Origin of the sequence: Serratia sp. CY31944 (assembly GCF_052169175.1) — a bacterium.
Taxonomy (GTDB): Bacteria; Pseudomonadota; Gammaproteobacteria; order Enterobacterales; family Enterobacteriaceae; genus Serratia; species Serratia sarumanii.
In genome coordinates this window covers 41,685-53,869 of record NZ_JBJNLG010000001.1, presented here as the reverse complement: position 1 = coordinate 53,869, position 12,185 = coordinate 41,685, and the positions used below count along the sequence as shown (strand labels likewise).

Below are 12,185 nucleotides of genomic sequence, written 5' to 3'. Positions count from 1 at the left end.
GAGTTCCCGTTATTATCCGTTATTAATGTTGAGCCGTATTCAGTAGGCGCGCAGGGTCTGGAAGACCGAGGCCAGGCGCGCGGGATCTTTGATGCCCGGTTCGCTTTCCACGCCGGAGTTGAAGTCCAGCCCGGCGCAGCCGAGCTTGGCCGCCTCGACGCAGTTGTCGGCGCGCAGGCCGCCCGCCAGCATCACGTTAGTCAGATCTTCACCTTGTAATACCGACCAGTCGAAGCGTTGGCCGGTGCCGCCGGCGCCGTTGTCGAGCAGATAGCGATCCACATGCTGCAGATCGCGCGCCGGCACCCGATCTTTCACGCTCAGCGCTTTCCAGATGCGGCACTCGGCCGGCAAGCGGGCGCGCAGGGCGTTGATATAGGCCTGGTCTTCCGCGCCGTGCAATTGCACCGCGTGCAGACCGAGGCGCTCAACGGTCAGCGCCACGGTATCGACCTGGGCGTCGCAGAACACGCCGACGTACTTCAGCGGCGCGCCGGAGATCACTTCGCGGGCGCGGGTGATGTCCACATAGCGCGGCGAGCGGCCGACGAAAATCAGCCCACCGTAGATGGCGCCGGCCTGATAGGCGGCGGCGGCGTCCTGCGGACGGGTCAGGCCGCACACTTTGTTGTCGCCCAGGATCACGCGGCGCACGGCGGCGCGCAGATCGGGTTCCGACATCAGCGCGCTGCCGATCAGGAAGCCGTTGGCGTAATGGCTCAGCTCGCGGATCTGCCCGTAGTTGTTGATGCCCGATTCGCTGATCACCGTCACGCCGTGCGGCACGCGCGGCGCCAGCTGACGGGTGCGGTTCAGATCGATGCTCAGATCGCGCAGATCGCGGTTGTTGATGCCGACCACGCGCGCTTCCAGCGCGATCGCGCGCTGCAGCTCTTCTTCACTGATCACTTCGGTCAGCACGCCCATGTTCAGGCTGTGGGCCACCGCCGCCAGCTGGCGGTACTGCTCGTCGGTCAACACCGACAGCATCAGCAGGATGGCGTCTGCCTGATAGTAGCGCGCCAGGTAAATCTGATAGGGATCGATGATAAAGTCTTTGCACAATACCGGTTGGCTGACGGTTTTACTGACCAGCGGCAGGAAATCGAAGCTGCCCTGGAAGTATTTCTCGTCGGTCAGCACCGAGATCGCCGAGGCGAAATCTTTATACACCGTGGCGATCTCTACCGGATCAAAGTTCTCGCGAATCAGTCCCTTGGAAGGCGAGGCCTTCTTGCATTCGAGAATGAAAGCCGTCCGGGTGCCCTGCAGCGCGTGATAGAAGCTGCGTTCGCTCGGTACGATGTCGTTCTGAAAGCCGGCCAGGGGCTGTTGCTGTTGTCGCGCCGCGATCCATTGCGCTTTGTCGCGGACAATCTTGTGTAGCACGGTTTCCTGCATCATTTATCCTCTTGCCGCCAGTGCGATGACACGCTCATAGGCCTGCCCGCTGTTGATCATATCCAGTGCCTGCCGCGCATTTTGGCGCAGGTCTTCATGTCCGAATAACTTCAGAAGCAACGCGACGTTGGCCGCGACCGCCGCGGCGTGCGCCGGCTCGCCTTTACCTTGTAACAGCCGCGCCAAAATGTCACGGTTTTCTTCCGGCGTGCCGCCCAGCAAGGCTTCCAGCGGATAGGTTTCCAATCCGAAGGACTGCGGCGTGAGCTGGTAGCTGCTGATTTCGCCGTTGTTCAATTCCGCCACGTGCGTCGGGGCGTGGATCGCCACCTCGTCCATGCCGCCGCCGTGCACCACCGCCGCACGCTGATAACCCAGCACGCGCAGGGTTTCGGCGATCGGCAGCACCAGTTCCGGGCTGTAAACGCCGATCAGCGCCAGCGGCGGACGCGCCGGGTTGATCAGCGGGCCCAGCACGTTGAACAGCGTGCGGGTTTTCAGCTGCTGGCGTACCGGCATGGCGTGACGAAAACCGGTGTGGTACTGCGGCGCGAACAGGAAACACACGCCGAGATCGTCCAGTGCCTTGCGCGCTTCTTCCGCCGGCAGATCCAGGCGGATGCCGAATGCCGCCAGCAGATCCGAAGAGCCGGAGCGGCTGGAGACGCTGCGGTTGCCGTGTTTGGCGATCTTCGCGCCGCACGCCGCCGCCACGAAGGCGCTGGCGGTGGAAATATTGATGCTGTTGGTGCCGTCGCCGCCGGTGCCGACGATATCGGCGAACGGGTAGTCAGGGCGCGGGAACGGCTGAGCGTCGTCCAGCAGCGCTTTGGCGGCGCCGGCGATCTCTTCCGGGCGCTCGCCGCGGACTTTCATGCTGATCAACGCCGCCGCCAGTTGGCTCGGCTCCAATTCGCCGCGCACGATGGCGCTGAACAGCTGTTGGCTTTCCTGCTGGCTCATCGACTCGGCGCGGTACAGTTTCTCAAGAATAGGTTGCATCGTCGTGTTCCTTATATTACTTCGCCAGCGCCCAGGCCAGGGTCTGCTCAAGCAGGCGCGCGCCGTGGGTGGTCAGAATCGATTCCGGGTGGAACTGGAAGCCGCACACGCGGCGATGATCGTCGCGCACCGCCATCACCATCTCGCCGAACCGGGCGTTGACGGTGAGATCGGCCGGGATATTGCTGCCGACCAGCGAGTGGTAGCGTGCTACCGGCAGCGGGTTGGCCATGCCGGCGAACATGCCTGCGCCATCGTGAACGATCGCCGAGGCCTTGCCGTGCAGGATCTCGCCCGCCTGGCCGACCTGGCCGCCGTAGGCTTCGACGATCGCCTGGTGGCCGAGGCAGATGCCGATGATCGGCAGCCGGCCGCGCAGGCGCTGCAGCAGTTCCGGCATGCAGCCCGCTTCGGACGGGGTGCCGGGGCCGGGCGACAGCATCAGCACCGGCTGGGTCATGTGCTCCAGGCGTTCGATGATCACCTCGGCGGCGATCTGGTTACGGTAAATCACCACCTGGTGGCCGCTGGCGCGCAGCTGATCGACCAGGTTGTAGGTAAAGGAATCGACGTTGTCGAGCAGCAGAATATCGGCCATCAGAACACCTCCTTGGCATGGTGCGCTGTGGCGATGGCACGCAGCACGGCACGGGCTTTGTTGCGGGTCTCGTCGGCTTCCGCCTGCGGGACGGAATCCAGCACCACGCCGGCGCCGGCCTGCACGGTGGCGATGCCGTCTTCAACGTAGGCGGAACGAATGACGATGCAGGTATCCAGATCGCCGGTGGCGGTGAAGTAGCCTACCGCGCCGCCGTAGCTGCCGCGGCGCGTGCCTTCGGAGGCGGCGATCAGCTGCATCGCCCGCACCTTCGGCGCTCCGCTCAGGGTGCCCATGTTCATGCAGGCCTGGTAGGCGTGCAGCACGTCGAGATCGGCGCGCAGGGTGCCCACCACCCGGGAAACCAGGTGCATGACGAACGAATAGCGATCCACCTTGGTCAGATCGGCGACGTAGCGGCTGCCGGCCTGGCAGATGCGTGCCAGATCGTTGCGCGCCAGATCGACCAGCATCAGGTGCTCGGCCAGCTCTTTGTGGTCGGTGCGCATTTCCAGCTCGATGCGGCTGTCGAGATCCAGATCCAGCGAACCGTCCTTACTCCGGCCGCGCGGGCGGGTGCCGGCGATCGGGTAGATTTCGATTTGCCGATTGCTCGCGTCGTATTTCAGCGCGCTCTCCGGCGAAGCGCCGAACAGGGTGAAGTCATCATCCTGCATGAAGAACATGTACGGGCTGGGGTTGTTGTCTTTCAAGGTCTGATAGGCCGCCAGCGGCGCCGGGCACGGCAGGGAGAAGCGGCGCGACGGCACCACCTGGAAAATCTCGCCCTGGCGGATCGCTTCCTGCAGCCCGCTGACCACCGCGCCGTACTCTTCGTCGCTCTGGTTGCAGCTCAGCTGCATGTTCTCCAGCGTTTGGTGCGGGATCGGCTGCGGGGTTTGTTGCAATTCGGCCTGCAGCTGTTCGAGGCGTTGCTGCAAACGCTGCGCTTCACTCGCCTGCTCACTGAAGACGCTGGCCTGCAGACGGGCCGTACCGCGTTGGTGATCCAGCACCAGCAGGGTTTCCGCCAGATAGAAGCAGAAGTCCGGGCAGCGCTGATCCTGGCGCAGCGCCGGCAGGTCTTCGAAACCGGCGACCAAATCGTAGGCGAACAGGCCGCCCAGCATCACGGCTTCGCGCTCGTCCGCCGGGGAGTCCACCAGGGTCAGCAGCGTGCGCAGCGCGTCGAACACCGACAGTGAACGCAGGCGGGCGTCTTCGTCCTGCACCGCGTCGATCGCCGGGAAGCTCAGCTCGCGGCCGTTGGGGCGCGCCTGATTGCGCACCTCGGGCGGCAGCGCTTCGTCCAGCAGCGGCAGCAGCGCCGCGCCGTTGGCGCTCAGCGCCTGCACGCTGACGGTGTGGCCCAGTGCGGTAATGCGCAGCGCGCTGTCGATCACCAGCAGGCTCTGCAGATTCTGTTTGCTGTTGATTTCCGCCGATTCCAGCAGCAGGGTGGCCGGACGGGCACCGCACAGCTGGTGGAAAATGGTGGTGGGATCGCCCCGGTAGCTGGCTTGCGCCTTCAGCAATGTCATTTGTGGTTTGATGTTCATCATCGGTGGTTCCAGTGAATTCTGTCCATAAAAAAGCCCGCATCAGGTGCGGGCTCAGGAAATCTGCATTGTCAGATGACAGCTATGCGCGATTACACCGCCCGCAAGAGGGAGGTACGCCACCAACCGTGAAGAGAAATGTAGTTGTTCATTTGTAGACTCTCTCTGTTAACGCTCATCCGACACGGCCGTTGCCGTGAACTTGTGTACTAGTTAACTGGTTCGAGAGGGCAAAGTCAACCCTCTTTTTGCACAATGTTTTAGCGGTCAGCGTGAATTCTATTCATCATTCCGCCTGGCGTCCGCGGCCGGGGCAGAATAGATTTCCGTCCGGCCGCCGATCGCGGGTATGATAGAAAACCAAGCCATTGCCGGATAGCCGTTTTGACAGACAGTAACCCCCCATCCACCGCCTTTACTCTGTACGACCTCCACAGCCACACAACCGCCTCCGATGGCTACCTGACGCCGACGCAGCTGGTGCAGCGGGCGGTCGAGATGCGCGTGGGCGTGCTGGCGATCACCGATCACGACACCACCGCAGGCCTGGCCGAGGCCGCCGCCGCCATTGCGGAGCAGGCGTTACCACTGCGGCTGGTCAACGGGGTGGAAATCTCGACGCTGTGGGAAAATCATGAGATCCATATCGTTGGATTGGGCATGGACGTCGCGCACCCGGCGCTGGTGGCGCTGTTGGCGGAACAAACCGAACGGCGCAATCGGCGTGCGCAGGAGATCGGCGTGCGTCTGGGTAAGGCGCGCATTCCCGACGCCTATGCCGGCGCCCAGCGGCTGGCGGGTGCCGGCGCGGTGACCCGCGGCCATTTCGCCCGTTATCTGGTGGAGATTGGCGTGGCGGACAACATGGCGCAGGTGTTCAAGAAATACCTGGCCAAGGGCAAAACCGGCTACGTGCCGCCGCAGTGGTGTACAATAGAACAAGCCATTGATGCGATTCATCAATCGGGCGGCCAGGCGGTGATGGCGCATCCCGGCCGTTACGATCTGACCGCGAAGTGGTTGAAACGTTTGCTGGCGCATTTCGCCGAACACGGCGGCGACGCCATGGAAGTGGCGCAGTGTCAGCAGGCGCCGCATGAGCGCTCGCAATTGGCGAAATACGCCCAGGACTACCGCCTGTTGGCCTCGCAAGGCTCTGATTTTCATCAGCCTTGTTCGTGGATCGAATTGGGCCGCAAACTGTGGCTGCCGGGCGGCGTCGAGCCGGTGTGGCGCGATTGGCCGCAGCCTGGCGAGGCGGTCTGATTTTACGCGCGTAGCAACGCGCGCGGGCATCATTTTAGGAGCAAGTCATGAGTCAGCTTTTTTATATTCACCCGGACAACCCGCAGCCGCGTTTGATTAACCAGGCGGTCGAGGTGTTGCGCAAGGGCGGGGTGATCGTTTATCCCACCGATTCCGGCTATGCGCTGGGTTGCATGCTGGAAGAGAAGGCGGCGATGGAGCGCATTTGCCGCATCCGCCAGTTGGACGGCAACCACAACTTTACCCTGATGTGCCGCGATTTGTCCGAGTTGTCGACCTATGCGCACGTCGATAATACGGCGTTTCGCCTGATCAAAAACAATACGCCGGGTAACTACACCTTCATTCTGAAAGCGACCAAGGAAGTGCCGCGCCGCCTGATGAATGAAAAGCGTAAAACCATCGGCCTGCGCGTGCCGTCGAACCCGATCGCGCTGGCGCTGCTGGAGGCGCTGAACGAACCAATGATGTCCACCACCCTGATGCTGCCGGGCAATGATTTTGCCGAATCGGATCCGGAAGAGATCAGCGATCACCTGGGCAAGGTGGTCGATCTGGTGATCCACGGCGGTTTCCTCGGTCAACAGCCGACTACGGTTATCGATCTGACCGAATCCTCGCCGGAAGTGGTGCGTGAAGGGGCGGGCGACGCGGCGCCTTTCCGCTGATGTAAACCGTCGCCGACTTGCCCATTGTCTGAAAATCGGCTGAAGCGACGCTATTTCGGGTGAAAGCAGCTATTCTTGACTACTTCAGAATTGATAATGGGCAGGATGCGCACCAATGATTAAACGGGTTTCTTTTTTAGCGGCCTTATTATTTTCCTCGATGGCAAATGCGGGTTTTTATTCGGGCAGTTCCTTGCTGGCGGAATCCGGCGGTTACGTAAAAAATAAAAACGGTGAGGCCACCGTTGCCGAAGCGCTTAACGGCGGCATGTTTATGGGATACGTCGCCGGCGTATTCGATACTTATTCGATGCAGGGCAACCGCAATATTTGCCCGGAAGCCGGGATGAGTATCGGCACGGCCGCCGATGCGGTGATGCGCTATTTGAACGAGCATCCCGAGCAGTTGCATTACTCTGCGCCTTCGGTGATCATGCTGGCGTTAAGCGCCGCCTATCCCTGCGTGCGCCATTAAATTTGCATTCCATTTAGTGCGCATTTTTTCATAAGGTGCGCTCTCATACTTTCCGCACGAACTTCAATAGATCAATCTCCGCGGCGCTGTCACCTTAGCATCGTCGGCATCCCCCGAACGGGTCGGGGAGAGACGCGCAGGAGGTTATATGACCACATTTCACAGCGCCAACATCGCTCTCGATTATCAGGATATCGGCTCAGGGCCGCTCACACTGGTGCTGCTGCCCGGCTGGTGCGAGCCGAAAACCGTGTTCGATCCCTTCATCGCCCTGGCGGCAGAACGTTATCGGGTGATCAGCATCGACTGGCGCGGCCACGGCCTGTCGTCAAAAACGGCGGAGATGTCGCTCGCGGCGGACGATTTGCTGGAAGATGTGCGTCAGCTACTGACGGCGCTGCGTTTGGACAACGTGGTGACTCTGTCGGTGGCGCACGCCAGCTGGCTGGCGGTGGCGTTGGCCGAAGCGTTGCCGCAGCGGGTGCGGGGCATGGTGTTTCTCGATTGGATCATGACGCAGCCGGAACCGGCGTTCTTTACGGCGGTGAGCCGCATGCAGCAGCCGCAGCAGTGGCTGGCGGCGCGCGACGCCTTGTTCGCCTTCTGGCAGGGCGGCATCCGCCACGAACGGGTCAAACGCCATCTGGAGGTCGAGATGGCACAAGAAGATTACCGGCTCTGGCGTGCCGCCGGCGTGGCCATCGAACAGGCCTACCGGCAATTCGGCTCGCCGCTGCAACGTCTGGCGGGAATGAGCGCGCCGCAGCCGTGCCGGCACATCTACTCGCTGGATCGCCGCGACGACTATCTGCGGCACCAGCAGGCATTTGCCGCCGAGCAGCCGTTTTTCTCCGTGGTGCGTTTGGGGGAGGCTCGCACTCACCTCGGCATTCTGGAACGGCCCGACGCGGTGCTGTGGGCGGTGGAGGATTTTTTGGCGCCGTAAACGCCGCCCGAGGGAGGTCGCCGCCGATAAAGTGGGTTTCAACACCTTAGAAAGCCTGTATAATACGCGGTTCGATCCTGATAAATGTATTGTTACCGTTGTGGCGGTTGGCCGCGGCGGTTATCCCCCCGACGCCTGTGAAGGCGACATTAGAGGTTGCTCAATGAGCGAAAAGTTACAGAAAGTTTTAGCGCGCGCCGGGCATGGCTCGCGTCGTGAAATCGAAACCATGATTGAAGCCGGGCGCGTCAGCGTCGACGGCAAGGTCGCCAAGCTGGGCGATCGCGTTGAAGTGACGCCGGCGATGAAAATTCGCCTGGACGGTCATGTCCTGTCGATCAAAGAGTCTGAAGACGTGGTCTGCCGGGTGCTGGCCTACTACAAACCGGAAGGCGAGCTGTGTACCCGCAGCGATCCTGAAGGCCGCCCGACGGTGTTCGATCGTCTGCCTAAGCTGCGCGGTTCGCGCTGGGTGGCGGTAGGGCGCCTGGACGTCAACACCTCCGGTCTGCTGCTGTTCACCACCGATGGCGAACTGGCCAACCGTCTGATGCACCCGAGCCGTGAAGTGGAGCGCGAGTACGCGGTACGCGTGTTCGGCCAGGTCGACGATGCGAAAGTGAAGCAGCTGAGCAAGGGCGTGCAGCTGGAAGACGGCCCGGCCGCCTTCCGCACCATCAGCTTCCAGGGCGGTGAAGGCCTCAACCAGTGGTACAACGTGACCCTGACCGAAGGCCGCAACCGTGAAGTGCGTCGCCTGTGGGAAGCGGTGGGCGTGCAGGTGAGCCGCCTGATCCGCGTGCGCTATGGCGACATCGATCTGCCGAAAGGCCTGCCGCGCGGCGGCTGGGCCGAGCTGGATCTGCCGGCGATCAACTACCTGCGCGAGCTGGTGGAATTGAAGCCGGAAACGGTCAGCAAGATGCCGGTGGAGCGTGAGCGCCGCCGCGTGAAGGCCAACCAGATCCGCCGCGCGGTCAAGCGCCATTCGCAGGTGGCCGGCAGCGGCCGCCGCAGTGCGCCAGGCAGCAAGCCGGGTAAACCGGGCAAGCCGAGCAAACGCGGCTAATCTCTCATTCTGGCCCCGTTCGGGGCCAGAACTTTTGTTACCAATCGATCCCCTGTTGCGCCTTCACGCCCGCATCAAACGCGTGCTTCACCGGCCGCATCTCCGTGACCGTATCCGCCAGTTCCAGCAGATCGCGATGGCAACCGCGCCCGGTCAGGATCACCGTTTGGTGCGCAGGGCGCTCCAGCAACGCGGCCTTCAGCTCTTCCAGTTCCAGATAGCCGTAGGTCAGCATGTAGGTCACTTCGTCCAGCAGCACCAGATCCAGGCTGCTGTCGGCCAGCATGCGTTTGCCGTGTTGCCACACCGCCTGGCAGGCGGCGGTATCGCCGGCTTTGTTCTGCGTCTCCCAGGTGAAGCCGGTGGCCATCACCTGAAATTCAACGCCGTGTTGCTGCAGCAGATTCTTTTCGCCATTGGGCCATTCGCCCTTGATGAACTGGATCACCCCGGCGCGCATGCCGTGGCCGACCGCCCGGGTGACGGTGCCGAAGGCGGCGGTGGTCTTACCCTTGCCGTTGCCGGTAAACACCAGCAGCAGGCCGCGCGTGTCCTGTGCCGCGGCGATGCGCGCATCGACCTGTTCTTTCAGGCGCTGCTGGCGCTGTTGATGACGATCTTCCGCCATGAAAACGCTCCTTATTCGGCCGCGCCGGGTTTACGGTTCGGTTGGGCGTCGAAGCTCATGCCGGTTTTGCGGCGGCTGTCTTCGCCCATCAGATACAGATACAGCGGCATGATATCGGCCGGGGTTTTCAGCTTGTTCTTGTCTTCGTGCGGGAAGGCAGATGCGCGCATTTTGGTGCGGGTGCCGCCCGGATTGATGCAGTTCACCCGCAAATTGCGGTTTTTATACTCGTCGGCCAACACCTGCATCATGCCCTCGGTGGCGAACTTCGACACCGCATAGGCGCCCCAGTCTGCGCGGCCGGTGCGCCCGACGCTGGAACTGGTGAACACCAGCGAACCCGCGTGGGATTTCAGCAGCAGCGGCAGCAGCGCCTGAGTCAGCATAAAGGTGGCGTTGACGTTAACCTGCATCACCTCTTGCCACATGGTCATCGACAGGTCGGCCATCGGCGCGATGTCGCCGAGCAGGCCGGCGTTGTGCAGCACGCCGTCAAGGCGGGGGATCTGGCGCGCCAGATCGTCGGCTATCTGCCGGCATTGCTCCGGCGTGGCGTGCAGCAAGTCCAGCGTCACCACCAACGCTGGGGCGCCGCCCTGGGCCGCGATCTCTTGTTGTACCGCCAGCAGCTTGCTTTCGGTGCGCCCCAGCAGCACCAACTGGGCACCGAAGCGCGCGTAGGTCAGCGCCGCTTCGCGGCCGATGCCGTCGCCGGCGCCGGTGACCAGAATGATACGTTGTTCGAGCAGATCTTGTTTGGGTTGGTAATGCACGATAAATCCTCGCCTGGGTGGCCGTTCTCCCGCAGATATCGGGGAGCAAGAGTGAAACGCGCGGCCGGGGCGGGAGCGAAGGCTCGACCGTCTGCGGGCCGCGCAGCGAATGCGTCTCATCATATTGATGAATAATGGGTGTTATATGCCTTAATCCGCCGGCATTTTCAATGCGTAGCAGGCTGAAATGGCATTCTTTTGTAACAAAAGCGCGGCGGCGACGGCTTGGTTCGGCCTTGAATCGTCCCCATAGTGATGCTCCGTGCGCAATGAATTTTCATTTAGCCGCGACAGCAGCCGCTGCGGTTGGCTAAAATGGGAAGAATCATACTAACAACCTGTAAATAAAGGCGGAATCTGTGGAGTTTATATCTGTTTATGGCCTGTTTCTGGCCAAGGTTGCCACGGTGGTGCTCGCCATCGCCGCGTTGGCCATACTGGCTGTCAGTCTGGGGCAACGCAAGAGCCGCCAGAAAGGGGAGCTGCAGCTGACCGATCTCGGTGAACAGTATCGCGAGATGCAGCGTGACATGCGCCTGGCGCGCATGGATGCCGCCGAGCAAAAGGTTTGGCTGAAACAGTTCAAGAAACAGACCAAGGCCGACGACAAGCTGAAAAAGCAGCGCGCCAAGTCCGGCGCGGTCGAGGTGGCCAAGCCGTGCCTGTATGTGCTGGATTTCAAGGGCAGCATGGACGCGCACGAGGTAACCTCGCTGCGCGAAGAGATCTCGGCGGTGTTGGCGGTGGCGTCGGCGCAGGATGAAGTCCTGCTGCGGCTGGAAAGCCCTGGCGGAGTGGTGCACGGCTACGGCCTGGCGGCCTCGCAGCTGGAGCGCCTGCGTAAAGGCGGCATTCGCCTGACGGTGGCGGTGGATAAAGTGGCGGCCAGCGGCGGCTACATGATGGCCTGCGTCGCGGATCGCATCGTGGCGGCGCCGTTCGCCATCATCGGCTCGATCGGCGTAGTGGCGCAGATCCCGAACTTCCACCGCCTGCTGAAGAAGAACGACATCGACATGGAGTTGCACACCGCCGGGCAGTTCAAACGCACGCTGACGCTGTTCGGTGAAAACACCGAGCAGGGGCGCGAAAAGTTCCGTGAAGATCTGAACGAAACCCACGAGCTGTTCAAGCGCTTTGTGCATGAGCAGCGCCCGTCGCTCGACATCGACAGCGTCGCCACCGGTGAGCACTGGTTCGGTTCACAGGCGAAAGAGAAGGGCCTGATTGACGCTATCGGCACCAGCGATGACTTGCTGATCGCCGAGCTGGATAACCACGAAGTGATCGCCGTGCGCTATTCGCGCCGCAAACGCCTGATGGATCGCTTTACCGGCAGCGCGGCGGAAAGCGTCGATCGCTTGTTGTTGCGCTGGTGGCAGCGTGGGGAAAAGCCATTGCTGTAACGGCGGCGATAGCGTGAATCAGCGGGGGCCGGGCGCCCCCGTTTTCTTTTCTCAATCGACCAGGTGGTATTTTTCCGAAAGCAGATGGGCCAAATGTTTAAACATATTAAATACCGCGGTGGTTTTGGCGGTGGGCAATCCGTCGGCATCCAAAAAGTATTCGCCGCGGAAAACTAAAACGCCGTTTTTTTGTTCAACGTCGGTGGCGATCATGCCGTGCAGATAATCTTCGTGTTGGCGGATGATGTTATTTGCTTCCGCCAGCAGGGCCTCGCGGCCGATAGGGGCAGTATTCGTGCGCATTTATTAGACTCCAAACTAAAAACTCTGCGCATATTCTAACGCCGGTTCGCTTTTATCCGCAAACCGACTAAGGTTTATTTGCCGTCTGGAT

Annotated in this window: 11 protein-coding genes, 1 pseudogene and 1 other annotated feature; of the genes and pseudogenes, 6 read left to right on the top strand and 6 right to left on the bottom strand. The window is 61.7% G+C overall.

Going from position 1 to position 12,185, the window contains the following annotated elements; all coding sequences use genetic code 11:
- Positions 1-39: 39 nt before the first annotated feature.
- From trpCF to ACJ8IN_RS00190, 3 genes and pseudogenes are all read right to left on the bottom strand, one after another.
- A complete protein-coding gene (gene trpCF / locus ACJ8IN_RS00200) occupies positions 40-1,401 on the bottom strand; it encodes a bifunctional indole-3-glycerol-phosphate synthase TrpC/phosphoribosylanthranilate isomerase TrpF (RefSeq protein WP_080431997.1) in 1,362 nt (453 codons plus the stop codon).
- 3 nt (positions 1,402-1,404) lie between these two features.
- Positions 1,405-3,001: pseudogene (gene trpD, locus ACJ8IN_RS00195) on the bottom strand (bifunctional anthranilate synthase glutamate amidotransferase component TrpG/anthranilate phosphoribosyltransferase TrpD).
- Complete coding sequence (locus ACJ8IN_RS00190) at positions 3,001-4,563, bottom strand: anthranilate synthase component 1 (RefSeq protein ID WP_060421026.1); 1,563 nt, start codon at positions 4,561-4,563, stop codon at positions 3,001-3,003. The pseudogene trpD and the gene ACJ8IN_RS00190 overlap by 1 nt, the downstream one beginning before the upstream one ends.
- Positions 4,564-4,587: 24 nt before the next feature.
- Positions 4,588-4,691: a sequence feature (Trp leader region), on the bottom strand.
- A gap of 253 nt (positions 4,692-4,944) precedes the next feature.
- Between ACJ8IN_RS00190 and rnm the strand changes: the two genes are divergently transcribed.
- The 5 genes from rnm (at position 4,945) to rluB (ending at position 8,984) form a co-directional block, all read left to right on the top strand.
- A complete protein-coding gene (gene rnm / locus ACJ8IN_RS00185) occupies positions 4,945-5,826 on the top strand; it encodes an RNase RNM (protein WP_033634757.1) in 882 nt (293 codons plus the stop codon).
- A gap of 47 nt (positions 5,827-5,873) precedes the next feature.
- Positions 5,874-6,494 carry an L-threonylcarbamoyladenylate synthase gene (locus tag ACJ8IN_RS00180; protein ID WP_033643268.1) on the top strand — a complete coding sequence of 207 codons (621 nt, stop codon included), beginning with the start codon at positions 5,874-5,876 and terminating at the stop codon, positions 6,492-6,494.
- Between the two features lie 115 nt (positions 6,495-6,609).
- Positions 6,610-6,969, top strand: coding sequence for a Rap1a/Tai family immunity protein (locus ACJ8IN_RS00175; RefSeq protein WP_033634755.1), 360 nt, complete (start codon positions 6,610-6,612; stop codon positions 6,967-6,969).
- A gap of 148 nt (positions 6,970-7,117) precedes the next feature.
- Complete coding sequence (locus ACJ8IN_RS00170; RefSeq protein ID WP_060421023.1) at positions 7,118-7,915, top strand: alpha/beta fold hydrolase; 798 nt, start codon at positions 7,118-7,120, stop codon at positions 7,913-7,915.
- Positions 7,916-8,078: 163 nt separating this feature from the next.
- On the top strand, positions 8,079-8,984 hold the full coding sequence (gene rluB / locus ACJ8IN_RS00165) for a 23S rRNA pseudouridine(2605) synthase RluB (RefSeq protein ID WP_033647574.1): 906 nt from the start codon (positions 8,079-8,081) through the stop codon (positions 8,982-8,984).
- Between the two features lie 37 nt (positions 8,985-9,021).
- On the opposite strand, the gene cobO is transcribed toward rluB, so the two are convergent.
- A complete protein-coding gene (gene cobO / locus ACJ8IN_RS00160; protein WP_033647573.1) occupies positions 9,022-9,612 on the bottom strand; it encodes a cob(I)yrinic acid a,c-diamide adenosyltransferase in 591 nt (196 codons plus the stop codon).
- 11 nt (positions 9,613-9,623) lie between these two features.
- The gene (locus tag ACJ8IN_RS00155) at positions 9,624-10,385 is read right to left on the bottom strand and encodes a YciK family oxidoreductase (protein ID WP_047567160.1); all 762 of its coding nucleotides are present in this window, start codon (positions 10,383-10,385) and stop codon (positions 9,624-9,626) included.
- 359 nt (positions 10,386-10,744) lie between these two features.
- On the opposite strand from ACJ8IN_RS00155, the gene sohB reads away from it, so the two are divergent.
- Complete coding sequence (sohB, locus tag ACJ8IN_RS00150) at positions 10,745-11,791, top strand: protease SohB (protein WP_060427440.1); 1,047 nt, start codon at positions 10,745-10,747, stop codon at positions 11,789-11,791.
- Positions 11,792-11,842: 51 nt separating this feature from the next.
- Here sohB and ACJ8IN_RS00145 read toward each other — a convergent pair whose 3' ends face one another.
- The gene (locus ACJ8IN_RS00145) at positions 11,843-12,094 is read right to left on the bottom strand and encodes a YciN family protein (protein ID WP_033634749.1); all 252 of its coding nucleotides are present in this window, start codon (positions 12,092-12,094) and stop codon (positions 11,843-11,845) included.
- Positions 12,095-12,185: the final 91 nt, after the last annotated feature.

What these genes read in the sequence shown, in the direction of transcription:
- trpCF (WP_080431997.1), bottom strand. Translation starts at nt 1,401, where the DNA reads ATGCAGGAAACCGTGCTACACAAGATTGTCCGCGACAAAGCGCAATGG.
- ACJ8IN_RS00190 (WP_060421026.1), bottom strand. Translation starts at nt 4,563, where the DNA reads ATGATGAACATCAAACCACAAATGACATTGCTGAAGGCGCAAGCCAGC.
- ACJ8IN_RS00180 (WP_033643268.1), top strand. Translation starts at nt 5,874, where the DNA reads ATGAGTCAGCTTTTTTATATTCACCCGGACAACCCGCAGCCGCGTTTG.
- ACJ8IN_RS00175 (WP_033634755.1), top strand. Translation starts at nt 6,610, where the DNA reads ATGATTAAACGGGTTTCTTTTTTAGCGGCCTTATTATTTTCCTCGATG.
- ACJ8IN_RS00170 (WP_060421023.1), top strand. Translation starts at nt 7,118, where the DNA reads ATGACCACATTTCACAGCGCCAACATCGCTCTCGATTATCAGGATATC.
- rluB (WP_033647574.1), top strand. Translation starts at nt 8,079, where the DNA reads ATGAGCGAAAAGTTACAGAAAGTTTTAGCGCGCGCCGGGCATGGCTCG.
- cobO (WP_033647573.1), bottom strand. Translation starts at nt 9,612, where the DNA reads ATGGCGGAAGATCGTCATCAACAGCGCCAGCAGCGCCTGAAAGAACAG.
- ACJ8IN_RS00145 (WP_033634749.1), bottom strand. Translation starts at nt 12,094, where the DNA reads ATGCGCACGAATACTGCCCCTATCGGCCGCGAGGCCCTGCTGGCGGAA.